Origin of the sequence: Polaromonas vacuolata, from assembly GCF_012584515.1 — a bacterium.
Classification (GTDB): domain Bacteria; phylum Pseudomonadota; class Gammaproteobacteria; order Burkholderiales; family Burkholderiaceae_C; genus Polaromonas; species Polaromonas vacuolata.
The window spans coordinates 1,229,507-1,251,182 of sequence record NZ_CP051461.1 but is presented as its reverse complement, the minus strand read 5'-3'; the positions used below and the strand labels follow the sequence as shown (position 1 = coordinate 1,251,182).

Genomic DNA, 21,676 nt, shown 5'->3' with positions numbered 1-21,676 from the left:
CAAAAGACATAATGTAGCTTGATGGCGAGGCAGTAACGCTAGGCCAGCAGAAAATATTGGCGCTATCTGTAAGCCATTATTGCCCGCATAAATCCACCGAATCTTTGCATCCTGCAAGCGACTGTTTTAACCGTTGCTGGATTAAGTTTTACTCCTCAGTTTCAACAAAAGAAGATGGAAACATTCATGAATTATTTGCCTCAAGCCGAGTTAAAGACATCTTCACCTCGTCCACCGTTTTCTGTGTCCTGGCTGGGCCTGTTGCTAACCGCAGCCCTCTCAGCAAGCCTTAGCGCAGCGCATGCAGCGCCGGTTGCCAACCGGGTTTATGTGTCGGTGGAAAAAGACAACCGCATTCAAGTTTTTGACACGCAAGGCCAACGCTTAGCAGCGATCGAAGTTTGCAAACGACCGCGTCACATGCGCTTTAGCCAAGACCACCACTTAATTTACGTAGCTTGCGGCGAGAGCAACCAAATCGGCATTGTTGATGTGGCTAGCGCGAAAATGACCGGCACTATTGCAGTTGGCGATAGTCCTGAGATTTTCGACTTCAGTCCAGACGGCAAAACCGCCTACCTCACGACTGAAGACGACAGCGCCATGAGCGCTTACGACCTAAAAACCAAAGCCAAGTTATTCGAGGTTAAAACCGGTGGCGAGCCAGAAGGTATTTTGGTCATGCCAGACGGCAAGAGTGCCTATGTGACCTCAGAAGCTGCCAACGCAGTTCACTGGATTGACCTGACTAAGCGCAGCATCACCAGCAACATCCGTGTGGGCAAAAGGCCGCGCCGCTTTATGCTCAGCGCTGACAGCAAAGAGCTATGGGTGAGTAACGAGCTGAGTTCAAACGTAAGTGTACTTAGTACCGCAGACAACAAACTCAAAGACACGCTGGACTTCAGTATCAAAGGCATGCGTGCGAGCGACATCACACCAGTTGGCATGGCGCTCAGCCCTGACGGCAAAACCGTTTGGATCAGTCTGGGTCGGGCCAATCATGTGGCGGAAGTCGACAGTGCCACACACAAAGTGCGCAACACTATTTTGGTCGGCAAACGGGCTTGGGGCTTGGCGGTTCACCCGGACGGAAAAATACTCTATGTGCTCAATGGATTGTCTGACGATATGACGATTGTCGACACCGTTACCTCCAAAGCGATTCGCACCGTAGCCGTCGGCCGCGTGCCGCACAGCGTGTTGGTGCAACCTTGATGGCGCGCAAAATCGCGCAGCGTATGGCAGGCGCCATAGCCGATTCAGGCCTCAGGCTAAAAAGCGTGGCGCTCAGCGTTTTGACGGCTTTTACTGCCATCACCGCAGTGTCTGCTTTGACACTGCAAACAGCGCACGCAGCACCACTTAAAAGCGTGACTATAGCGGTCATAGGCTTGAGTCAAGACCCGCGCTACGAGCGTCACGAGTTAGAAAACGCCTACCCCGGCCACCCACAGGGCAGGCCCATCACCGCAGCGCGCATGGCCATTGAAGACACGGCCATGGAATTGCAAATGCAAGGCACGCAGTTAAAAATACTCGACATCCTGCTGCCCAATGCTCAGGCCATGCCAGCAGCGCTTGTCCAACTAAAAGCCGCCGGCATTCATCACCTGCTGGCTGATCTGCCGATAGAGCCGCTGTTGCAACTGGCCGCCAGCGCGCCCGCCGCATTGGACGGCGCCATGATTTTTAATATCAGCTTAGAAGACGACAGCCTGCGCGGTGCGCAGTGCGCTGCCGACTTATTGCACACCTTACCGAGTAGCCAAATGCGCAGCGATGCACTGGCCCAATATTTGGCGGCGCGCAATTGGCGCAAGCTGCTGGTGCTGCAAGGCCCACTGCCGCAAGACAGCTTGCAAGGCCAAGCATTGCAGCGCTCAGCAAAGCGCTATGGCCTGAACCTGCTTCAAACCAAAGCGTTCAAACTCAGCACCGATCCGCGCGAGCGTGACATGGCCAACACCCGCTTGTTGACCGGAGACCGCGAACACGAAATCGTAGCCGTCGTCGACAGCGTAGGCGAATTTGCACGCACTTTGCCTTACGCCACACAGTGGCCCAGACCGGTAGTGGGCAGCAGCGGCTTGATGGCGCTGGCTTGGCATCCGCAGTGGGAACGCTACGGCGGCCCACAGCTGTCTAAGCGTTTTGAAAAACTCGCCATGCGGCCCATGCAAGGCCACGACTGGGCGGCTTGGGTAGCGGTGAAAGCGGTAACCGCCGTGCTGGTGGAAGACCCGAAAGCGAGCATTGCGCAGCAGCTCAAAAGCTTGCGCGGCGGCAAAGTGGCATTGGACGGCACCAAAGGTCGTCGCCTGAGTTTTCGCGCTTGGGATGGCCAGTTGCGTCAGCCAGTCTTTCTCGCCCACGGTGACGGCGTAGTAGGCCTAGCACCGATTGAAGGCGTGCTGCATCCGACCGAAGTATTAGACACGCTGGGTATGGACGAGAAAGAATCGGCATGCAAACAAAGATCATGACTACAAACGACAACGACAACGACAACTACAGCGCAGCACGCCTGCCGCACTTGGCCAGAGCTTTGCGTGCGGTCGTCGGCCGAGAGCTGAATAAATTTCTACGCCAACCATCCCGTTTAGCCTCAGCGCTGGTGCGGCCTTTGCTGTGGTTTGTGGTTTTCTCAGCTGGTTTTCACAATGTCTTTGGCGTATCAATTGTTCCGCCTTATGAGACCTATGTGACCTATCAGGTCTATATGGTGCCGGGACTGCTGGCCATGGTGGCGCTGTTTAACGGCATGCAGAGCTCGCTATCCATGGTCTACGACCGCGAGATGGGCGTTATGCGCCTGTTACTAACCGCGCCCCTGCCGCGTGGCTGGCTGCTGGCTTTTAAACTGCTTGCGGGCACTTGTTTGTCAGTTCTGCAGATGCTGGTGTTTTTGCTGATCGCACTGGTCTTTGGTGTAGATTTGATTTGGCAGAATCTGCCGGTGATGTTTTTAGCCATGGTGAGCGGCGCAACGCTACTCGCCGCGATGGGTTTGATGCTGTCGGTCTACATCAAGCAATTAGAAAATTTCGCCGGCACTATGAACTTCGTGATTTTTCCGATGTTCTTCATCAGTCCAGCATTGTTTCCACTTTGGAAGCTTGAGGAATCAGGCGCTTGGTGGCTGTTAAAAATTGCCCAATTCAATCCCTTCACACATGTGGTTGAAGCGATTCGTTTCGCCATGTACGGCCAGTTCAACTTGTTGTCTTGGAGCGTGGTGGTACTGGGTAGTATGGGATTTTTTGCACTCGCTTGGTGGGGCTATGACCCGCAGCGCGGCTGGATTAAAAAGCGCGGCGCGGCTTGAAAAAAAAACGGCAACTGGTTTGAACACCCGTTGCCGTTTTTTTATTGCTAATTTTTAGCTTGCAATCATCGGCCGCTAACCGCTATGCGAATAACGAATAGCGGCTACAACAATCAAAGCTCGGGATGGAGCAAACGCGAAGCCGCATCCGTGCGAAAAATAATCGGCTGCTCGCGCATAACCGGTGCTTGCTTGACCAGCTGTATGACTTTTTCATGGTGCGGCGATTTGCTGCACACTGGGTCGGCATTGGTCGCATCGCCAGTGATTTGAAACGCTTGGCAGCGGCAGCCACCAAAGTCTTTTTTGCGCTCATCACAATCCCGGCATGGCGCTTGCATCCAATCTTCGCCGCGGTAGGCGTTAAATGCGTTGCTGCGCGTCCAGATTTCAGCCAGCGACTGATCCTGCACGCGGGGTAATTGCAAACCCGGCAAGTTGCGAGCATTGTGGCAAGGCAACGCTACGCCGTCGGGCGCAATCGCTAAAAACACTGAACCCCAACCATTCATACAAGCTTTTGGGCGTTCTTCAAAATAATCCGGCACGACGAACAAAATTCGGCAGCGATTATTAATTTGTTCTCGGTAACGATTAACCACCGCCTCGGCCTCTATGAGCTGCTCGTGGGTTGGCATCAGTTGGTCACGGTTTACCCAAGCCCAGCCGTAGTACTGGGTATTGGCGAGTTCTAAAAACTCAGCATCTAGCGCCAACGCCATCTCTATGATTTTGTCGACATGCGGCAGGTTGTGCCGATGCAGCACGCAGTTGAGCACCATTGGCCAGTCATGTTGCTTAATCAAGCGGGCCACACGCTGCTTGAGATCAAAGGTTTTAGTCGAACTTAAAAAATCATTCAACTCGCGAGTAGAGTCCTGAAACGACAGCTGTATATGGTCCAGTCCAGCATCTTTTAAACGCCGCGCTCTGGCCTCTGTAAAACCCACGCCAGAGGTGATTAAGTTGGTATAAAACCCTAGGTGCCTAGCTTCTTGCACCAGCTCTTCTAAGTCTTCTCGCAGCAAAGGCTCACCGCCCGAAAATCCCAACTGCGCGGCACCCAATGCGCGTGCTTGGCGCATCACATCCACCCATTGAGCGGTTGTCATTTCTTCTTGCAAACGCGCATGTTGAGTCGGGTTGTAGCAAAACACGCAATGCAGCGGGCAGCGGTAGGTAAGCTCGACGAGCAACCACAGCGGTGGTGCAATCACGGCTGGGCTGGCTGGTTCCGGGTTTGAAATATCAAGTAATCCAGCCACGACGCATTCCTTCCTGCAGCATGTCATTGACTTGCGGCGCTAAAGCAGTGGTGTTGAAAGCCAGTTCAAGATCAGCGACTATGTCGGCGACTGTACGCTCGCCATTACAGCGGCGCAAAATCTCGGCAGCGCTTTGATTGAGCTTGACCATGCCTTCGGGATAGAGCAGCACCCAAGCGCTTTGCACTTCTTCGTACTGCATACGGTAAATCTTCGATAAACGCGGAAACGCAGGCAAGCTCATATCCGGATTGCTTGGTGCCGTGCTGCTGGGTGTTGTAGTGCTAGTCATCTCAAGCCTTTACCGCAGCCGGGGTCAAACAAACTTTCTCAATCGCGTCCAGCATATTCCACAAAATATCGAGCTTGAACTGCAAAATATCTAGCGCGCGATGTTGCGCTTGGCGCGTGGTGAAATGCGCCAAGGTCACTTCAAGGCCATGCGCCACGTCGCGGCCAGCCAGAGGTATGCGGCCTCTGAAATAGCCAAAGCCTGCGGCATCAATCCACGGGTAATGCGTGGGCCAAGTAGAGAGTCTGTCTTTGTGAATTTGCGGCGCAAACATTTCCGTTAATGATGAGCAAACCGCTTCTTGCCAAGGCGCTTGCGAGGCAAAGTTGACGTACGCATCGCAAGCAAAACGCACGGCTGGTGATACGCCTTTTAGCGACAACAAGTCTTGTCGTTCAATGCCCACGGCTTCGCCGAGTTTTATCCAAGCCTCCATACCACCTGCGCTAGAGCCTTGGTAGTCGCCGTAGCCATCGTGGTCCAAAATGCGCTCAATCCACAAACGGCGTTGCGCGCGGTCTGACATATTGGCAAGAATCGCTGCGTCTTTGCGCGGAATACAAATTTGGTAATAAAACCGGTTTCTAACCCAGTGGCGAATTTCATCCGGCGCACAACCACCGCTATTCATGCGCAGATTAAAGGGGTGGTGTATGTGATAAGCCGCGCCTTGGGCGCGCAGCTTGGCTTCGAAATCGATACGATTCCAAGCCGGACCGTCGCCATCAGGGCGAACAATTGTTGCAATATCCATATCGACCTAGGTTTTTAAAATACCAAATCCATGCCGTCGAAAGCGACTTCAATACCGTGCGCAGTGAGTTCTGCGCGCTCGGCTGAATCGTCTCTTAGTATGGGGTTGGAATTGTTAATGTGAATAAGAATTTTGCGCACACCGGGCGGCAGCAAATCGAGAAATGAAATCATGCCGCCAGGCCCGCTTTGCGGCAAATGGCCCATTTCAGCAGAGGTTTTTTTAGACAAACCTTGGCGCAGCATTTCGTCACCGCTCCAGCAAGTGCCGTCAACCAACACCGTTTGACAGCTGGCCATCAGCGTTAGTATTTCCGGTGTGATTTCGCCCAAGCCAGGTGCGTAAAAAACACGTGCACCACTGACAGGGTTTTCAATCACCAAGCCGATGTTGTCGCCGGGCCGCGGTTGGTTGCGAAACGGAGAATAAGGCGGCGGCTTAGATGACAACACTATCGGGCGTATTTGTACATCGGTAAGACCTGGAACATTTTGTACGCTGCCATCCGGCAGCATAGGTAAAACTTGAATACCGCAGTAATGCGAGAGAATTTTGGTCAAGGGAAAACCCGCGCCAATATCAGAAAAAACTTCAGCAGTTGCCATCACAGGCAGCGCACTTGAGCGCTCACGCAACATCAATAAACCGGTTACATGGTCTATCTGTGCGTCCATTAGTAATACGGCGGCAATACCGCTGTCACGTATGGCACGGGCCGGTTGCAACTCGGGATTGGCGCGTATCTGAGCCAATACATCAGGAGATGCGTTGACCAACAACCAGTCCAAGCCATTGCTAGAGACCGCAATCGACGATTGAGTACGGGCCTGGGCTACTATGGTGCCGCGGCGCAATCCGTCACAGTTAAAACAGTTGCAATTCCATTGAGGAAAACCTCCACCTGCGGCAGAGCCTAAAACGCGTAATTGCATGGAGTGTGGCTTTTTTAAAAAGACAAAAAAAAATCGATGTAACAGACCAGTAAACGAGTCGAATACTGGCCAGTTACGCCGACCGAGGTGGTTAAACCTCTGTATGGCTCTTGTGACCTGTGGGCCAGAGCCAAACGATGTTTTTAGCGGTTGGCTATGTACATCGTGATTTCAAAACCGAAACGCATGTCGACGAAAGAAGGTGCAGTCCATTGCATATGAAATCTCCAATAATAAGTATAGATAGTAACTAGTCAACTAGAGCTGGTCATTGCATTAGCAACAACCAACAGGTGTCACTGTAATACATATTCACTGCCATGCAACTTCTCGCTAGATTAAAAAGCACCATGAACAAGACAGAAAAGCCAAGTTGGAACAAACCGCACTTTATTAAGACAGCTAGGGGGTCAAAAATGGCCTATCGCGACTATGGTTTACCCTATGAAAAATGCTGGCTGCTGCTGCATGGTGGTCCGGGGGGTAGTGCGCATCAAGGCATGCTGCAACCTTTGGATATGGGTCAGCATCGCGCGATTTTGCCGGACCAACGCGGCGCTGGTATGTCGCGCCCGAACGGGCGAATCGCAGGCAACAATACGCATCAATTAGTTGCCGACCTTGAGCTTTTACGGATAAAACTGGGGATAGAAAAATGGTCGGTGTTATCCGGCTCTTGGGGAACGGTGTTAGCACTGCGCTATGCACAGGCTTATCCGCAACGCATAGAGCGAATGGTGATGCGCGGCGCTTTTGCCCTTAAACGCGCTGAGATTTTTGGTTTGTTAAGACCACTTGCGAGCGATAAAAAAGTTGCCCTCGATGGCTTTTGGCCACAAGCACCTTACGCTGGTGCAGCGCAGGTTTTAACCCGACTCGAACAACAGCTACGCGCCAAAACATTGGGCCCTGCAAGCCGGCACACGATACGTTGCTGGAACTTGCTCGAACTACGTTCAGCACTGCAAGGACTGTGGCGTAGTCAGTTGCACTTAGCAGCGCAGCGCAGTGCAGATCCACAAGCCGCAATAGCAGCGCGCCAAACCTGGGCGCAATTGCGGCGCCAGCAGCGGCGTGCGTTGGCCTCATTGGACAAACCGTTGAGCGATAAAGCGGATATTCGGGGCTGGAAAAAATTCAGAATTCAAGGCCACTACCTGCGGCACAAAGGTTTTGTAAGACCCGGCGAATTGGACGCAGCAGTGCGCAGCTTAGCGATTAATGGCACTAGCACTGACTGGGTACATGGCCGTTTTGATGCTGTTTGCAAACCAGATAACAGCTTGCGCTGGTTGGCTATGCAAGAGTTAATTAATCCTGGACTTGCCTCGGGACATTGGCCGGTTGCGGGACATTTAGCCAGCGAATCTGGAATAAGTCGCACGCTTAAACGCGTGGTCCAAAGCAAACACAAATAAATTGAATTTACGTCGGCAAGACGCTTGGTTTTAGCTTGCCGATTTAATTTTTAAACTGGTTTAACTGCGGATAAATTCAATCCCAAACATCGGCTGGCAACTGGTGCTTCTTGCGGTAAATAGTATTGCGCGAAATACCTAATGCCTTAGCTGCTGAAGAAACATTGCCTTTATGCTGACGCAGCATTTGAGCAATAGCAAGCGTGGTTACTTCTTCTAAGCGAGCAGCGGGTTTAGTAATATCAGCGACATTAGCGACATTAGCGAATGGATTAATCGCTGGCTTGGTGTTAGTTAAAGCACCGGTAACAGCCGGTATATCAAACGTATCGACGCAAGGCAGTACGGCAATTTCCTCTAAAAAATCATCGGGCAAATGCAGGCGCTCAATCGTACCGGTGTCACCCGACATCACCACCGCAGTTCTGAGCAAGTTGTGCAACTGACGAAAATTACCCGGCCACTGATAGCGCTGAAACATCTCCATCACTTCATCAGACAAGTCCACTGGCTTGGAATAAGTAGATAGGCTGGAGATGATTTTGCTGACGACAAATTTAAAGTCTGTGCGTTCGCGTAAAGCAGGTAGTCGCACAACCAAGCCATTGAGTCGGTAATACAAGTCTTGCCTAAACTCACCGCAGGCGATCATCTCTTTGAGGTTTTTGTTAGTCGCGCAAAGAATGGAAATATCAACCGCTATTTCACGACCTGCGCCTAGTGGACTGATGCGGCGCTCTTGTAGCACGCGTAGTAAACGCGCTTGTAAGTTGCGCGGCATATCACCAATCTCATCTAAAAAAAGAGTGCCGCCATTGGCCTGTTGAATCTTACCAATCACGCCTTTTTCACGCGCACCGGTGAAGGCGCCACTCTCATAACCAAACAGTTCTGACTCAATTAAAGACTCGGGAATCGACGCGCAATTGACACATACAAAAGGCGCAGAAGAACGTTCGGAGTCGCCATGAATGGCCTGCGCCATCAATTCTTTTCCGGTTCCCGTCTCGCCCAAAATCATGATGGGAATATCGCGTCCACGCACCAGTCTGAGTTTTTGTATCACCGCTGCAATCTGCGCATCTCCAGTGTCGAGATAACGCAAGGTTGAGAGTTTGGACTTTGGCGTCAAGCTAGGCGAAAGTGGCTCACGCGTAATCGAAGCTGCATCGATGGCGGGCTTTGGCAGAATCTCTTGGCCCGTGAAAAACTGCCCACTAGAAGTGATATCGACACGGCACGACACCGTCACACCGTTATACAGACACAGTGAGTGCAGCTTGGTTAATGTGCCGCGGCAAAGTGCATATAAACGCGACATGGGTATGCCGAACAATGAGGAAAAAGTGTGTGCGCTTAGTGCGTTAAAGGACAGTCCCAACTGAAACTGTGCGCTGCGGTTGGCAGAGAGAAAACGGCCATCAGCAGAAAAAACAGCAATACCGTCAACCAGTGTTCCGATGAATTCTGCGCGGGCATGAAAATGTATGACCACGCCTTTTGAAGAAATGTCTTCAAACATATGGTTTTCAATCATCTGCACCGACATTTTGACCAAGGCCATTGTGTGCTGCTGAAAGCTGCGGTAGTCGCTGGTTAAATCGAGTGCGCCTATCAAGCGGCCATAGGGGTCAGAGATAGGCGCACAAGCACAGGTCAAAAATTTATTCGCGTTCATGAAGTGCTCGCCGCCATGAACAATCATGGACTGCTCTTCGCGCAGCGCTGTGCCGATGGCGTTAGTGCCGTTGATTTTTTCAGACCAGTCAAAACCGGGTGCGAGCGCCACCTGCGCGGCTTTCTCTAAAAAATCAATATCCCCCAATGATTTAAGCACCAAGCCGTTAGCCGACGTCAGCACCACCATGCTGTGGGTGTTAGAAATTTGCTCATGCAGTGTTTGCATGGCGGCCGCTGCATGCTGCAAAAGAAAGCGACTTTCATCTAGCGCATGGGCCAGAACGCCGCGACCAGCAGATGAGAATTCTGGTTTATCCGAAGACTTGATGCCGAAAGAGCTTGAACGCAATTGAGAGTCGGCAATCAGCACTCGCCTTTTTTCATTGGCCATATCAACGACCGTATCAAAGCTTGCGCGCTGGGGAAAATGGTTGCCATCTTGCGTGATCATCGAACTACTTTTTAGTTTGAATACCGGCATTTCCTGACGATTGTGGGCTAGCCTTACGTCAATTACTTGTGCTTAGGATTCAATGCAAAAGCTGATCAGTGCAAGGATAAGAATCCTTTATAACACTTTGTATACATATCATTATGCCCGGCAGCCAAGTCAAGGCATGAAGCAGCTCTAAAGTAGAACGCTTACCGGCAAAATGACAAACCACTCCTTCCGCATTGACAGCAGCGATTCATCACTTCAATAACCACAAGCTAGTTACTCGTAGAAAGCTTCGACCTTTCCGCGTAACTTCATCAGCAGCGGCTGGCCCTTACGGTCTAAGGCTTTGCCGGCTGGCACTCTAATCCAGCGTTCGCTGACGCAGTACTCCGCGACATCTAGACGTTCTTTGTCGTTAAAGCGAATTCGCACGTCGCGATCAAATGCCGCAGCGATATGGTGCGGGCTGCGCAGGTCAATCGAGAGACGATCTGGCAAAGCCACGGCTTGAACGGACGGAACAGCGGACACAGGTGTTACTTCAGAATCGGTCATGATGATTTTTTCTTTTTAAAACGGTCAATAAATCAAAGCTATTTTTTCAACGACTGCGCCTTGCAGTCATTGATGAGATCAGTCCAGATCGGGTTTCTCGGGCTTTGCGTTTTTATCCGGCTTGTTGGCCGCAGTGCGCCGGTCTGTTCTTGGAATTTTCTTAAACTTGATCAAACGATTGGTTTCAATCGCGTCTTTCTTGACTTGGCGCTCTGCGTCTAGCACCTGGCCTTCGGCAAGTCCTTTGGCAAACTCCGCTGGCGTCTCTAAGGTGATACGGCCCAAGGTGGCGGCGCGAAATTCGTAAATCACAATCTCGGCAGCTTTTTGCAGGTTAACTCTGCCTTTGGTGAGCACTGCACCGCGCTTGCGGCCGATTTCTTCCAGCAACTGCTCGTCGGTGATGCCGGGCGGGAGCTCGACTTTGTAGCGCGAGGTAATCGCTTCAGGGTAGTTTTTAATCAGGTAGTCGAGCAGCTCTAACGCGACTTCTTCTTCCTCGAACGCATTGCGGCCAATCGCGCCGCTGGCGGCAAGGTTGTAGCCACTCTTGGCGACTATGATTCGCGGCCACAGCATACCGGGCGTGTCGTAGAGATAAAAATCATCGGCCAATGAAATGCGTTGCTCGGCCTTGGTAACACCGGCTTCATCACCGGTTTTGGCTGAGCGCTTACCGATTAAGGTATTGATCAGAGTAGATTTGCCGACGTTGGGTATGCCGCAGATCAGCACGCGCATGGGCTTGGTCATGCCGCCGCGCAGTGGCGCAAGCTCGTGGCAGGCTTTGATTAAGCGACGTGCTGGTGCGGTCTCGCTGGCGTCCAACTCAATCGCTCGAGTTGCAGGCAAGGCGTTGTAGTGCTCTAGCCAGACGGCGGTGCGCGCTGGATCGGCCAAATCTTGCTTATTTAGCACCTTGAGCGCCGGCTTAGAGCCGGTCAGCTCAGCCAGCATGGGGTTGGCACTTGAGCCCGGTAGGCGGGCGTCCAGCAGCTCTATGACCACATCAATTTCTTTGATGCGCTCGCTGATGGTTTTTTTGGTCAGGTGCATGTGACCCGGAAACCATTGAATGGCCATCGCGTGGGATTCTTTCTGTATTTTTTTGCAGTAACGCCTGGTGGCGCGTAACCTGCGATTGTGACCGATGGACCGATCACTTTTTGAGTCAAGACCCATGGTGCAAAATTCAAGCCGCATCAACTCGATTGAAAACGGCTACTCAGCTGACTTTTACATTTTTTGTTATCACTTTAACCGTCATGCCACTACCCACCGCTCCTGTCCAAAAACCGAATCAAAAACTGCTGCACACCAAAGCCAATAACGAATTGCTTCTCAGGGCATTGCTGTGCATTTTGATTGGCCTAGGCGTGTTGGTCTCGCCTTACTTTCTCAGCTCGCCGGGTATACAAGAAATTGTTGCCCAATCAAGCCTAGTGGGTTGGTTTGCGCTGGCGCTGGGCGTGGCTTTCGCTGGCCTTTACCTGCGCCGCCGATTGAGCGCAAACCCCCGTCAATAATCTACCGAGTCACACTTTAGGCGGCCATAGCTTGAGCGCTACCCACGATTAAGCGCTCTGGTGCGACATAAAGCTGGCGATAGAGTTCAAACGGCATAGTGTCTGCCGCTTCTATGGCTTTTTGTGCGGCGATGGATTGCTCACTTTGATCCGCGAAAAAAGCCTGCTGCTGAGCTGAAAACGGCAGGTTTAGCAACACATCCCGGGTCTGCTTGGATTGGCTGCGGACAAACTGCATAAACGAGTTGTCGTGCGATGCAGCCATGCTGGCGAGCACTCTGGCGGATGGCAGCGTGCTGGAGTCCTCTAAGCCTAAATTGGCCGCTGCAAGGGCTTGGCTGAAGTCAGTCGTGCCATTTTCAGCATCTAGTCTTTGCGCCAATGGCGCGCACTCGGCGAGCAGTTGTGCGCCCCAATCGCACAGACTAATTTGCGTCTCACCGCGCTCTAGTAGCAGGCCGGGTTCGCGCCCGCGTTCTGCGGTGCGGTGCTGGTTACGCCCCAGCGCAGCGATCTCAGCAGGACTGTCATCAAGGCTTGGGGTGAGCAGGCAGTGAAGCAAAAACACATCCAGAAAACGCATGGTCTGGGCGGTAATGCCAACGGGCACAAACGGGTCAAGGTCCATCAGGCGAACTTCTACATACTCGACGCCGCGCTCACGCAGCGCATGCAAGGGGCGCTCACCCGGGAAAATCACGCGTTTAGGCCGTATCGTGCCGTAGAACTCGTTTTCAATTTGCAGCAGCGTGGTATCTAACTGGTTGTAGTCACCACCCGGATTGCGAACGCCTACCGCCTCATAGGCCGGGTAAGGACGTGTTAGCGCGTCTTGCAAAGAAGCCGCATAGCCGTCTAGGCTGTTGTAGCTCACCGCCAGCGAGGATTGTGCGTCGCTCTGATAGCCCAGTCGCCCCATGCGCAACGAGGTACCGTGCGGCATATACATCGTGTCTGGAGACAATTGCTGGAGTGCATGTTGGCGACCGGCCACAAAAGAAGAACAAACTGCTGGCGAAGCGCCAAACAGATAAAGCAGCAAAAAGGCGTGACGGCGGAAATTACGAATCAGTCCAAAGTATTGCTCACTACTCACATCTGGCAGCGACCAGTTGTAGTGAATGCCAGAAATGGTCTGCATGCGTCGGCCATAGCGGTGACCAAGACCCATGCGATAGACACTTTTGGCGCGCCCCACATTAGACGAGCCATAGCGGCCCAGAGGAATCGTCTCGTCCGTCGGTAAGCCGCAAGGCATGCTGGAGACCCAGAGCATTTCATCGCCCTTGTCCTGCAAGCTGCGGTAGGTGAATTGATGAATAGCAGTTAGCTCATCGAGTGCTACTGCAACGCTGGTGCGCGCACCAGTGACTAACTCAACTTGAGATTCACTGAAGTCGGTAGTGATTGAAGAATGGGTCAGCGCTGCACCGAGTGCCACCGGGTGCGGCGTCAACGCCAGTTTGCCGCCAGGCTGCACGCGCAGGCTTTCTTTTTCAACCCCACGGCGCATACCCGCCAAGCGCTCAGAGCCCAACGCAGCCAGAGCTAAATGCAGACTATTGCCGGTTAGCGCAGACGGATCCGAGATTGATTGTGTGTTTGGGTCGGGATTCATGGATTCATTCAGACAGATATTGAGATTGGGCTGGAAGTTATCACAGGCCACTGGTTCGCGCTTGGACAAGCCTGTGTGCCATAACGACATCCTGCAAAAATCGGTAAATACGATATCTGCAAGCTTAAAGGAAATTGCTATTTTTTTACTTTTAATACTACCCAGAGTATGACATTTAACAGTATGTCCGCAGTGTGGCACGGGCAAAAAAAGGATTGACGGGGAAAAACTAGAAACGGATCATTGTTAAACAAAGTAATTAAAAGTATTGGCGGAGTAAGGATTTACGAGCATGGCAAAAGAAAACTCTTTCGACGGCATTAAAACTTTTGTTAACCACTTATTTAAATTACCCCTGACTCGAACCCAGCCCCGAAGCCTAGGCGGCAGAAACGCGCAATTCATGCAAAGCGATCAAACACCAGGCGGAATTCGCCGGCGTTTGATTCAGGTGGTGATGCGAGACTTGATGCGCAGAAACGGCCTGCCCCAAAACTGGGTTGAATGTCACATCAAATTAATAGATGGCGAAAGCCAAACCAACAAAATTGCATTGCAACTGGTGCTAAAGCACTGGGACGAGCGGCTCATACATTACCTGCCCGCATTAGAAAATGAGCTGACAGCTGACATCAAACGCTTTGAGCCTAAAGCATCCGAGTGGCTTGAAGACATTTCCTGGCAGTTAGCGCCTGTTAACGCGTGCCCCTATAAATTCTTGCCGAACAAAAAAGTCTGGTTAGAGCCCACACCCAAGCCAGCATACGAAGTCACCGAGCCGACCGCAACGCATGCCAAGATTACGGACCGCGAAGCGCTCTCAGTAGCCGCCAACTTGCTGCTTCGAAATGACTTTCCCAAGATCGATGGAGAAGATGAATTTCAATCAGATTTTGCGAGCTTGTCACCAAACATCAGCATCACCGAGGCTGAAATAGACATGATGGATTTGCAGCGGCTGTTTGAAATTCGCGACGAAGCACTCTCTAGCGCTGTCAGCAATCGCAGTTCAACTAGCCATCAACAAGCGGAGCCGGCCAAGCTTTAAGCAATCCAATTGTTTTAGGCCAGAACTTTGCAAAGCCAGCTTTCAATATCAACAATTTCCTCGGCACACAGCGAATGCTCCATTTCATACTCATGCCAATCGGGGCGATAACCTAGGTTAACTAGCGCGTCACGGCTAGCTTGCGCACGCGCAAACGTCACGACAGGATCGCGTCTACCGTGGGCCAGAAAAATCGGCGTGTCTTGGTTAGCCGGACTGCGCTCAGCCGCCGTCTTATCAGCCAAAGGCAAATAGCCAGACATACAAAGCAGCCCCGCCAAACCTTCGGTATAGCGCAGTCCAGTCATCAAGGTCATGGCGCAACCCTGAGAAAAGCCAGCCAACACCATTCGATTCGCCGGTATGCCGCGCGCTTTCTCATGCGCCAGCAACGCCTCTATCTCCGCTTGCGATTGGCGCAGACCAGATTCGTCTTCACGCTTGACCAGATCGGCGCCCAAAATGTCATACCAAGCGGGCATGGGGTAGCCGCCATTAATACTCACCGGTATGACTGGTGCATTAGGAAATAAAAACCGCACCGGCCCAATGCTAGAGAGATCGAGCTGCTCGGCGATGGAAAGAAAATCACGCCCGTCAGCACCCAAGCCGTGCATGATGAGAATGGTGGCAGTGGGGTTTTCTCCGGTCTGCGCCTCTAAAACTGTCAAGGTCATGGCGGGTAAATTTATATTTAATAAGTACAGATATCAATTTTTATGTGCCGCGCCGTGGGTAAAAATCAGTGCGGCCAAAAAAACTTAAAAATTGAAGATTAAAAAAATCACAGCGCAGTTGTTAGCGATTCATCCAAGTCACACTGAGCTGCAAAACCGTAGCAAAAGAAACCCAAAGTAAGTAGCCGATGTTGACTAAAGCAACCCAACGCGCACGCGGCCAAATGTTCACCATGGCCCAAATTAGGGTGAGCAGCGTGAGCACAATGTCCACGCTCGCCCAAAGATTGCTTCTGAGCCCAAACTGCAAGGGCATAAAAGACAAATTAAAAACCAGATTAAAAACAAAAGGTCTAAAGACCGAATACGGCAAGCGTTTGCGCAAAACTTGCACTAAAACGTAGCCAAAACTAATCGCGATGATGACGTAAATAACTGACCAAACCGGGCCAAACAGCCAAGCAGGTGGTGCAAAAAAAGGCTTGGCAAGCTGCGCATACCACTGAGCACTGCTGAGTGCTGTTATCTCGTTCATAAACGCATCTCACTGAATTTTAAAAACCACTCTTGTACCATTTCTCTCACCATTGATGCGGCCGGCCGTAACCGCATCAGGTCAAGGCTGGCACCGCATTGCCAAACGTCAAACCAACTTAAAAGCTGCCGACGTAGTCCTTCTTACCGACTTCAACGCCGTTGTGACGCAAGATTGCATACACCGTCGTGGTGTGGAAAAAGAAATGCGGCAGACCGTAATGCAGCAAATAGTCTTGACCGTTCATGCGTTTTTCTTTAGGTGTGCCGGCTTGCAGCACGATCTCGCGTGTCGCCGCGCCTTCAAAACCGGCCGCGTCCAAGCCAGTTATAAAGGCCAACACGGTGTCAATACGGGCTTGTAGTTCATCAAAGGTCAATTCATTGTCTTCCAGCTTAGGCGGCTCAACGCCACCCAAACGGGCTGCAACACCCTTGGCAAAGTCGGAAGCGACTTGCACTTGGCGCAGCAGCGCAAACATATCCGGGTAAAGCCGGGCTTGTAGCAAGGCGTTGGGGTCGAGCTTTTTGTCAAGAACATGAGCCTGAGCTTTAGCCAAAACAACTTTAAGGCCGCCCAGCATTTGTTTAAAAACGGGGATGGAAGAAATGTAGACAGCGTTGGTCATAAAGAATCCTTTGACTTGGGTAAATTAAAAATGGGTGGCAAAAATACTCAGGCAGCGTCTGCCGAATTTAAAAAACTCACTCAGCTTAGCGCACAAGGCGTGGCAAGCCAGACATGGTGGCAGCCAGCCACTCATCAATCAGCGCTGGATCATTAACGCTTTTTAGTGACTGATAAGCCAGCTCAGCTTCTGGGAAGCGCCGACGCAAAAAGTTCAGCCACTGCTTGAGTCGGCCGGCACGCGAACGCGCATCGAGCCGGGTACAAACCAATTGCCAAAAATCCAGCACCAAAGGCATTAAAAGAGTCCATGTGATGCCATCGATAGCCGCTGAGCCACTGGCTTGCCCCGCATGATTCAAATCAGTCGGGGCTATTTCACCGGCAATGCGTTCACGCGCCATATCGGCTTTGATGGCCAGTCCTAGGCCGGGGTCAGCGACCGCGCCTCGGCCAATCATCAACATGTCGCAGCCTGAGGCCTCGCGGCAACGCCGTGCATCATCGACATTCCAGATTTCACCATTCGCCACTACCGGTATGGTGACATGGGCACGGATGTCGGCAATGCGCTCCCAATAGGCTGGCGGCCGATAGGCTTGGGCTTTGGTGCGCGCATGCACGACTAGCTCGCAAGCCCCACCCTGACTAATGGCTAGCGCGCATTCAATCGCGCGCGAATCATCATGAAAACCCAAGCGCATTTTGGCCGACACCGGCATAGCCGCTGGTACGGCTCGGCGTACCGCACTGACTATGGCAAAAATGGTTTCCGGCTGGTCGAGCAAAGCTGCACCACCGCCGTGACGATTGACGATATTCGCCGGGCAGCCAAAGTTAAGGTCTATTCCTGCCGGGCCAAGACTCGCTAAGCGGGCCGCGTTCTCGGCCAAACAAGTTGGGTCAGAGCCGAGCAATTGCGCGCGTACCGGCACGCCGGCAAAAGTCAGACCTGCGTTGAAAAGCTCAGGCACTATGCGGGTAAAAACGCGCTCAGGTAGCAGCTGGTCAGTGATGCGAATGAACTCCGAAACACAGCGGTCTATACCGCCGGCCCGGGTCAAAATGTCGCGCAGCACAAAGTCGAGCAAGCCCTCCATGGGCGCGAGCAATATCGTCACAGCTTTATGGCAGAAATCTAGCCGGGGTGATTAAACCGCGGCCAGTCGCCACAGCGAAGTCACTTCAGCGGCACGCGCTGCATGTAGCGCATCGGTCTTGTCTTGAACTTTAGGATGACGCGGCTGCGCATCAATGCGGCCCAACACCTTCAGACCAGCGGCCGCAATGGCGTCTAGCAACTGGGTGCGGGTACGCAGACCTAGGTGCTCGGCAAAGTCCGACAAAATCAACCAACCCTCGCCGCGCGGCGCTAGGTGGGCCGACAGGCCAGCGAGAAAACCCAGCAACATGCGTGAGCCTTCGTCGTACACCGCCATCTCGATAGGCGAGCTAGGACGGGCGGGCAACCAAGGTGGGTTGCAGACGATAAGACCGGCTTGACCTTCTGGGAACAAGTCGGCTTTGCGCACTTTAACGCGCTCAAACAGACCGAGCTTTTTCAGGTTCTCGTCGGCGCAAGCCATGGCGCGCTTGTCGAGCTCAGTGGCAATCACGCTTTCTACGCCGCGCTTAGCCAACACGGCAGCCAACACGCCGGTGCCGGTGCCGATGTCGAAAGCCAAGCTAGGCGTCATTTTAGGTAAAGGCGTGGTCGCTACTAAGTCAACATACTCGCCGCGCTGCGGTGAGAACACGCCGTAACGGGGATAAATACGGTTGTCTGGGGCTTCGCCCAAGGCGGGTATTTCAACGCCTTTTTTATGCCATTCATTGGCGCTGACCAAGCCCAGCAGTTCACGCAGCGAGGCGATAGTCGGCTCACCATCGGCCTTACCCCAAGCGTCAATACAGGGACGGCGCACGTCGGGCGCGCGGCGCAAGGCGATGGTGTAGTCTGGGCCAAATTCGAGTAGCAACATGCCCAACATGCGAGCGCGTTGCGCTTGCGCTTGGCGGTGCAAATTAAAAGCTTCTAGCGGCGTCGGTGCGGCAAGCTCTTTTTTAGCGTTTTTTTCTTGCTTACGTTCGCTGGCTTTGTCGGCGCGGCGCACCATGGCTTGAAGCAAAAGTCTGGCGTTCTGGAAATCACCGCGCCAAAGCAGGCCCGTGCCCTCGCTGGCTAGGCGGTAAGCGTTGTCACCGCTCATGCTGTCGTCAGCAATCACTACAACTTTAGGCGGCGAAGCGCCACGCTCAGAGCGCCAGCGCAGCGTGCGCTGCACGCCGGCTTCTTCCCAGCTCAAACTGGGCGTAACAAGGGCTGAATCGGGCTTGGTCGGTACAACGGCGGCGACTGAAGTGGCGACTAAAACGTCGTCAGAAGCGGGTGTGGCAGTGGAAGAAGTAATGGGCGAGATGGGGGACGACATAGATGACAAACAATTGAAAGAACCTGCTGTTTTAACAGATTGGCAATTGCCGTTCACTGCCGCCTCTTTAAAATTTCCTAAGTCTTATTTAAAAGCGCTTGTAAGCGTTTCAAATAAAGACTTTAATGCTATGAAAAACAGAGCGTCGAAAATTCACGTTGAGGCCAAATCAGCAACTTTAAAGCGTTCGCACAAGCGTCAATAAAGTTTGCATGCGCACATGAGGCGACTTATCGCGAGGTCAAGCGGCCGACAATTAGGCCTAAAAGCAAAGCCAAACCAACGGCTTGAAGTGGTTTGTCCTGTATCCAAGCAGTGCCTTCGTCCAATACGCGCTTAGGGCCTTGGGTGACAAATTGTGCGCGTTCGGCAAAAACATCGGCCGTATGCGACGCGCCATTGCTGAGTTTGTCTATAGTTTGATGGGCTGCGCCGCTCAAGCGATCGACTGCGTGGCGGGCCGGCTCGGCCAGTTTATCAACACCACCATGAAGCGCCGCACTGGCTGACTCGACGCGCTGATGAACAGCGTTTGCAGTATTTTGACTGCCATTGGTGCTGGCTTTTTCGGAGGAAGTGTTTTGTTCGTCCTTGGCAAATGGCTTTTCCATGATTCGACCTTTCGAGTAAAAATTTAAGTGCGCTGGAGGGGAAAAAGATATGTGGCAACCGATAGGAACAATAGTTTATTGCGTCAGGCAGCAACGCATTTGTGCGGCTATCAAGGGCTTAAATGTAGGACAAAACAGACGCTGCGCAAAATCACAATCAAGCCATCACAGAGAGCACCGGATAGCGCCGCCAGCTGGGCTCCACATGCCGCTTAGCGTGCGCAAAAATAAAATCTAACACCGCCTCTTGATCCGAAAGCAGATCCGGATTGCGCTGCTTCCACTGTTCAAATAAAACCTTAAGTTCAGGCTCGGTAGCGAGTATTTCTAGCGCGGTGTCTTCAAAAATATAGTCCGAGTAATGCTCTTTTTTCTCCAGCACGCTGTTGAAAAATCCCCAACGGAAAAAACTGTCATGCGCTTGCGGCTCTAAGGTCTCAACCGCATAACGCGCATTCGGTTGATCGAGAACCACCAGATAATCACCGGCCTGTGCTTGGTAGGTCTCGAAGTGCTCGCTCAGTCGCATCTGATCATGAAACAGATGGCCTTCGTAGGCCCCAGCGCGCGAGCTGACGCTGTCAACGCGCAAGCTACGTACCGCCATGGGTTGCGCTGCATCCAGTCGTTGCATCAACACGCCATTCCACTGCAAACGCTCTATAACTTCACGCCAGGCCTGCGGAATTAAATAAGCCTTTGGCGCTTTGACCACCACATCTGCATGGCAGCGCGAAAAAAATGCGATCTCTTTTGTCCAAGGCTGACTGCGGTCATAAGAAAGCCGGCTGTAGTTACCCAACTTGCTGGGACTGCGGAGTGCTTTAAAGCCGCTGAACGTAATCATTTCTGGCCGCTTGAAATCTATTTCCCAATGCACTGGCAACTCGGCGCTGGCGGCAAAAGTTTTTTTGGCGTCACGGCGCAAGTTCTTGATTTTTACTGCGTTGGCAACCGTAAAACTCAATACCACTTCAAGCAGCGCACGGGTTGACGCATAGCGCTGCGCAAACGGCTTGAGCATGTGGGTCTCGGGCATAAAGCCCAGCGTGTGGTGTAGTGCTGCATAACCGGTAGAAAAACGTGGCGACTCTAGCGTGTGTTCTATGCCTTCTTCTGGCGTTTCCCCAACCAGATGCACGTACGGCGCTATCGGCCAGTCACGCGCAGCCATGTCGGCATAAATAGCTGGCAGCATGTTGCCCAACAAAAAACCACCCAGCGCGCCGCCTAGCTTGTCGGTCTGGGTATGGATTAGCGTCATGGTGTAGCTGTAGTCGGCACCGTTAGAGGTGTGGGTATCGACCATCACGTCCGGATCCCAAGCGGTAAAAAAGCGGTTAAAAACTCTAGCCGCCAAAGAGTCACATTTAATGAAATCGCGGTTTAAGTCAAGGTTGCGGCCGTTGCCACGAAAGCCAAAAGACTCGGGGCCGGTTTGATTCACGCGAGAGCTGGAATTACGGTTCAAGCAACCGTCAACGTTGTAGACCGGAATAAACAAATACACCGTCGCGCCCAAGGCCGATAAGCGTTTGCTGTCGGTGCAAAAGTCACGCACCAACGCCATGCAGGCGTCAATGCCTTCGGGCTCACCCGGGTGTATGCCGTTGTTGTTAAAAAAGACTGGGCGGCGCAAAGACTGCAAGGCCTGGCGATCAAACACGCCATCGGCAGACACTACGCCAGCGTGCATTGGGATGCCATTGTCCGACACACCGATTTGAAAAAAACTCAACACCGCCGGAAAATCCAACGCCAGCCGTTGGTAGAAAGCGATGCACTCAGCCCAAGTAGTGGTTTGATTTAAATTGCCGCGCTCATAGGGCGTGGCGTAAGTTAAATCGATTCCATCTGTGGCTTCAGGATTGGCGGGGTTTGAATCATTGGTCATATGAATGGGATTATGACCAGACGGCGAAGCCGCGTTTGCAGCGGG

Annotated in this window: 23 protein-coding genes; 7 read left to right on the top strand and 16 right to left on the bottom strand. The window is 52.4% G+C overall.

Annotated features, from left to right (window positions below):
• Positions 1–186: 186 nt before the first annotated feature.
• From HC248_RS05855 to HC248_RS05845, 3 genes are read left to right on the top strand one after another with little or no spacing between them, the layout of a single operon-like run.
• Positions 187–1,218 carry a PQQ-dependent catabolism-associated beta-propeller protein gene (locus tag HC248_RS05855; protein ID WP_168921686.1) on the top strand — a complete coding sequence of 344 codons (1,032 nt, stop codon included), beginning with the start codon at positions 187–189 and terminating at the stop codon, positions 1,216–1,218.
• A complete protein-coding gene (locus HC248_RS05850; protein ID WP_238342734.1) occupies positions 1,218–2,486 on the top strand; it encodes an ABC transporter substrate-binding protein in 1,269 nt (422 codons plus the stop codon). The genes HC248_RS05855 and HC248_RS05850 overlap by 1 nt, the downstream gene beginning before the upstream one ends.
• A complete protein-coding gene (locus tag HC248_RS05845) occupies positions 2,483–3,328 on the top strand; it encodes an ABC transporter permease (RefSeq protein ID WP_168923695.1) in 846 nt (281 codons plus the stop codon). Before HC248_RS05850 ends, HC248_RS05845 begins: the two co-directional genes overlap by 4 nt.
• A 113-nt stretch (positions 3,329–3,441) precedes the next feature.
• Here HC248_RS05845 and pqqE read toward each other — a convergent pair whose 3' ends face one another.
• The 5 genes from pqqE to pqqA all read right to left on the bottom strand — a co-directional run bounded on the left by pqqE (position 3,442) and on the right by pqqA (position 6,789).
• The gene (gene pqqE, locus HC248_RS05840; protein ID WP_168921685.1) at positions 3,442–4,620 is read right to left on the bottom strand and encodes a pyrroloquinoline quinone biosynthesis protein PqqE; all 1,179 of its coding nucleotides are present in this window, start codon (positions 4,618–4,620) and stop codon (positions 3,442–3,444) included.
• Complete coding sequence (gene pqqD, locus HC248_RS05835) at positions 4,577–4,885, bottom strand: pyrroloquinoline quinone biosynthesis peptide chaperone PqqD (protein ID WP_420371998.1); 309 nt, start codon at positions 4,883–4,885, stop codon at positions 4,577–4,579. Before pqqD ends, pqqE begins: the two co-directional genes overlap by 44 nt.
• Before the next feature lies 1 nt (position 4,886).
• Positions 4,887–5,639, bottom strand: a complete 753-nt coding sequence (gene pqqC, locus HC248_RS05830) for a pyrroloquinoline-quinone synthase PqqC (protein WP_168921684.1) — start codon at positions 5,637–5,639, stop codon at positions 4,887–4,889.
• Positions 5,640–5,653: 14 nt separating this feature from the next.
• On the bottom strand, positions 5,654–6,571 hold the full coding sequence (pqqB, locus tag HC248_RS05825) for a pyrroloquinoline quinone biosynthesis protein PqqB (RefSeq protein ID WP_168921683.1): 918 nt from the start codon (positions 6,569–6,571) through the stop codon (positions 5,654–5,656).
• 143 nt (positions 6,572–6,714) lie between these two features.
• The gene (pqqA, locus tag HC248_RS05820; protein WP_168923693.1) at positions 6,715–6,789 is read right to left on the bottom strand and encodes a pyrroloquinoline quinone precursor peptide PqqA; all 75 of its coding nucleotides are present in this window, start codon (positions 6,787–6,789) and stop codon (positions 6,715–6,717) included.
• 198 nt (positions 6,790–6,987) lie between these two features.
• Here pqqA and HC248_RS05815 point away from each other — a divergent pair, with 198 nt between their 5' ends.
• A complete protein-coding gene (locus HC248_RS05815) occupies positions 6,988–7,989 on the top strand; it encodes an alpha/beta fold hydrolase (RefSeq protein ID WP_168921682.1) in 1,002 nt (333 codons plus the stop codon).
• Positions 7,990–8,065: 76 nt separating this feature from the next.
• Here the strand turns inward: HC248_RS05815 and HC248_RS05810 are convergent, their stop codons facing one another.
• The 3 genes from HC248_RS05810 to ylqF all read right to left on the bottom strand — a co-directional run bounded on the left by HC248_RS05810 (position 8,066) and on the right by ylqF (position 11,746).
• Positions 8,066–10,120 carry a sigma-54-dependent Fis family transcriptional regulator gene (locus HC248_RS05810; protein WP_168921681.1) on the bottom strand — a complete coding sequence of 685 codons (2,055 nt, stop codon included), beginning with the start codon at positions 10,118–10,120 and terminating at the stop codon, positions 8,066–8,068.
• A gap of 264 nt (positions 10,121–10,384) precedes the next feature.
• Positions 10,385–10,663: a DUF3297 family protein gene (locus HC248_RS05805; RefSeq protein ID WP_168921680.1), complete on the bottom strand. Its 279-nt coding sequence runs from the start codon at positions 10,661–10,663 to the stop codon at positions 10,385–10,387.
• A 78-nt stretch (positions 10,664–10,741) separates the two neighbouring features.
• Positions 10,742–11,746: a ribosome biogenesis GTPase YlqF gene (ylqF, locus tag HC248_RS05800; protein WP_168921679.1), complete on the bottom strand. Its 1,005-nt coding sequence runs from the start codon at positions 11,744–11,746 to the stop codon at positions 10,742–10,744.
• 182 nt (positions 11,747–11,928) lie between these two features.
• On the opposite strand from ylqF, the gene HC248_RS05795 reads away from it, so the two are divergent.
• Positions 11,929–12,189 carry a hypothetical protein gene (locus HC248_RS05795; RefSeq protein WP_168921678.1) on the top strand — a complete coding sequence of 87 codons (261 nt, stop codon included), beginning with the start codon at positions 11,929–11,931 and terminating at the stop codon, positions 12,187–12,189.
• A gap of 16 nt (positions 12,190–12,205) precedes the next feature.
• On the opposite strand, the gene gshA is transcribed toward HC248_RS05795, so the two are convergent.
• Positions 12,206–13,702 (bottom strand): glutamate--cysteine ligase, encoded by a 1,497-nt coding sequence (gene gshA / locus HC248_RS05790; RefSeq protein WP_238342783.1) that lies wholly within the window; start codon positions 13,700–13,702, stop codon positions 12,206–12,208.
• Between the two features lie 397 nt (positions 13,703–14,099).
• Between gshA and HC248_RS05785 the strand changes: the two genes are divergently transcribed.
• Positions 14,100–14,855, top strand: a complete 756-nt coding sequence (locus HC248_RS05785; RefSeq protein WP_168921677.1) for a hypothetical protein — start codon at positions 14,100–14,102, stop codon at positions 14,853–14,855.
• Positions 14,856–14,869: 14 nt separating this feature from the next.
• Here the strand turns inward: HC248_RS05785 and HC248_RS05780 are convergent, their stop codons facing one another.
• The 5 genes from HC248_RS05780 to HC248_RS05760 form a co-directional block, all read right to left on the bottom strand.
• Positions 14,870–15,532 (bottom strand): alpha/beta hydrolase, encoded by a 663-nt coding sequence (locus tag HC248_RS05780; RefSeq protein ID WP_168921676.1) that lies wholly within the window; start codon positions 15,530–15,532, stop codon positions 14,870–14,872.
• A 121-nt stretch (positions 15,533–15,653) separates the two neighbouring features.
• Positions 15,654–16,067 (bottom strand): TspO/MBR family protein, encoded by a 414-nt coding sequence (locus HC248_RS05775; RefSeq protein ID WP_168921675.1) that lies wholly within the window; start codon positions 16,065–16,067, stop codon positions 15,654–15,656.
• A gap of 118 nt (positions 16,068–16,185) precedes the next feature.
• Positions 16,186–16,695, bottom strand: coding sequence for a DUF1993 domain-containing protein (locus tag HC248_RS05770; protein WP_168921674.1), 510 nt, complete (start codon positions 16,693–16,695; stop codon positions 16,186–16,188).
• Positions 16,696–16,780: 85 nt separating this feature from the next.
• On the bottom strand, positions 16,781–17,815 hold the full coding sequence (locus HC248_RS05765) for a tRNA dihydrouridine synthase (protein ID WP_420371997.1): 1,035 nt from the start codon (positions 17,813–17,815) through the stop codon (positions 16,781–16,783).
• 30 nt (positions 17,816–17,845) lie between these two features.
• Complete coding sequence (locus HC248_RS05760; protein ID WP_168921673.1) at positions 17,846–19,126, bottom strand: methyltransferase; 1,281 nt, start codon at positions 19,124–19,126, stop codon at positions 17,846–17,848.
• Here HC248_RS05760 and HC248_RS05755 point away from each other — a divergent pair.
• Complete coding sequence (locus HC248_RS05755) at positions 19,092–19,331, top strand: hypothetical protein (RefSeq protein ID WP_168921672.1); 240 nt, start codon at positions 19,092–19,094, stop codon at positions 19,329–19,331. The genes HC248_RS05760 and HC248_RS05755 overlap by 35 nt on opposite strands.
• Before the next feature lie 25 nt (positions 19,332–19,356).
• On the opposite strand, the gene HC248_RS05750 is transcribed toward HC248_RS05755, so the two are convergent.
• Together HC248_RS05750 and HC248_RS05745 are read right to left on the bottom strand one after the other, a co-directional pair.
• Entirely contained in the window at positions 19,357–19,737 is a 381-nt protein-coding gene (locus HC248_RS05750) for a hypothetical protein (RefSeq protein ID WP_202882426.1), read from the bottom strand.
• A gap of 157 nt (positions 19,738–19,894) precedes the next feature.
• Positions 19,895–21,631 (bottom strand): M14 family zinc carboxypeptidase, encoded by a 1,737-nt coding sequence (locus HC248_RS05745; protein ID WP_168921671.1) that lies wholly within the window; start codon positions 21,629–21,631, stop codon positions 19,895–19,897.
• Positions 21,632–21,676: the final 45 nt, after the last annotated feature.

Bases quoted from the DNA above. Each gene is read 5' to 3' on its own strand.
- HC248_RS05855 (WP_168921686.1), top strand. From the start codon at position 187: ATGAATTATTTGCCTCAAGCCGAGTTAAAGACATCTTCACCTCGTCCA.
- HC248_RS05850 (WP_238342734.1), top strand. From the start codon at position 1,218: ATGGCGCGCAAAATCGCGCAGCGTATGGCAGGCGCCATAGCCGATTCA.
- HC248_RS05845 (WP_168923695.1), top strand. From the start codon at position 2,483: ATGACTACAAACGACAACGACAACGACAACTACAGCGCAGCACGCCTG.
- pqqE (WP_168921685.1), bottom strand. From the start codon at position 4,620: ATGACATGCTGCAGGAAGGAATGCGTCGTGGCTGGATTACTTGATATT.
- pqqD (WP_420371998.1), bottom strand. From the start codon at position 4,885: ATGACTAGCACTACAACACCCAGCAGCACGGCACCAAGCAATCCGGAT.
- pqqC (WP_168921684.1), bottom strand. From the start codon at position 5,639: ATGGATATTGCAACAATTGTTCGCCCTGATGGCGACGGTCCGGCTTGG.
- pqqB (WP_168921683.1), bottom strand. From the start codon at position 6,571: ATGCAATTACGCGTTTTAGGCTCTGCCGCAGGTGGAGGTTTTCCTCAA.
- HC248_RS05815 (WP_168921682.1), top strand. From the start codon at position 6,988: ATGGCCTATCGCGACTATGGTTTACCCTATGAAAAATGCTGGCTGCTG.
- HC248_RS05810 (WP_168921681.1), bottom strand. From the start codon at position 10,120: ATGATCACGCAAGATGGCAACCATTTTCCCCAGCGCGCAAGCTTTGAT.
- HC248_RS05805 (WP_168921680.1), bottom strand. From the start codon at position 10,663: ATGACCGATTCTGAAGTAACACCTGTGTCCGCTGTTCCGTCCGTTCAA.
- ylqF (WP_168921679.1), bottom strand. From the start codon at position 11,746: ATGGCCATTCAATGGTTTCCGGGTCACATGCACCTGACCAAAAAAACC.
- HC248_RS05795 (WP_168921678.1), top strand. From the start codon at position 11,929: ATGCCACTACCCACCGCTCCTGTCCAAAAACCGAATCAAAAACTGCTG.
- gshA (WP_238342783.1), bottom strand. From the start codon at position 13,702: ATGCGCCGTGGGGTTGAAAAAGAAAGCCTGCGCGTGCAGCCTGGCGGC.
- HC248_RS05785 (WP_168921677.1), top strand. From the start codon at position 14,100: ATGGCAAAAGAAAACTCTTTCGACGGCATTAAAACTTTTGTTAACCAC.
- HC248_RS05780 (WP_168921676.1), bottom strand. From the start codon at position 15,532: ATGACCTTGACAGTTTTAGAGGCGCAGACCGGAGAAAACCCCACTGCC.
- HC248_RS05775 (WP_168921675.1), bottom strand. From the start codon at position 16,067: ATGAACGAGATAACAGCACTCAGCAGTGCTCAGTGGTATGCGCAGCTT.
- HC248_RS05770 (WP_168921674.1), bottom strand. From the start codon at position 16,695: ATGACCAACGCTGTCTACATTTCTTCCATCCCCGTTTTTAAACAAATG.
- HC248_RS05760 (WP_168921673.1), bottom strand. From the start codon at position 19,126: ATGTCGTCCCCCATCTCGCCCATTACTTCTTCCACTGCCACACCCGCT.
- HC248_RS05750 (WP_202882426.1), bottom strand. From the start codon at position 19,737: ATGGAAAAGCCATTTGCCAAGGACGAACAAAACACTTCCTCCGAAAAA.
- HC248_RS05745 (WP_168921671.1), bottom strand. From the start codon at position 21,631: ATGACCAATGATTCAAACCCCGCCAATCCTGAAGCCACAGATGGAATC.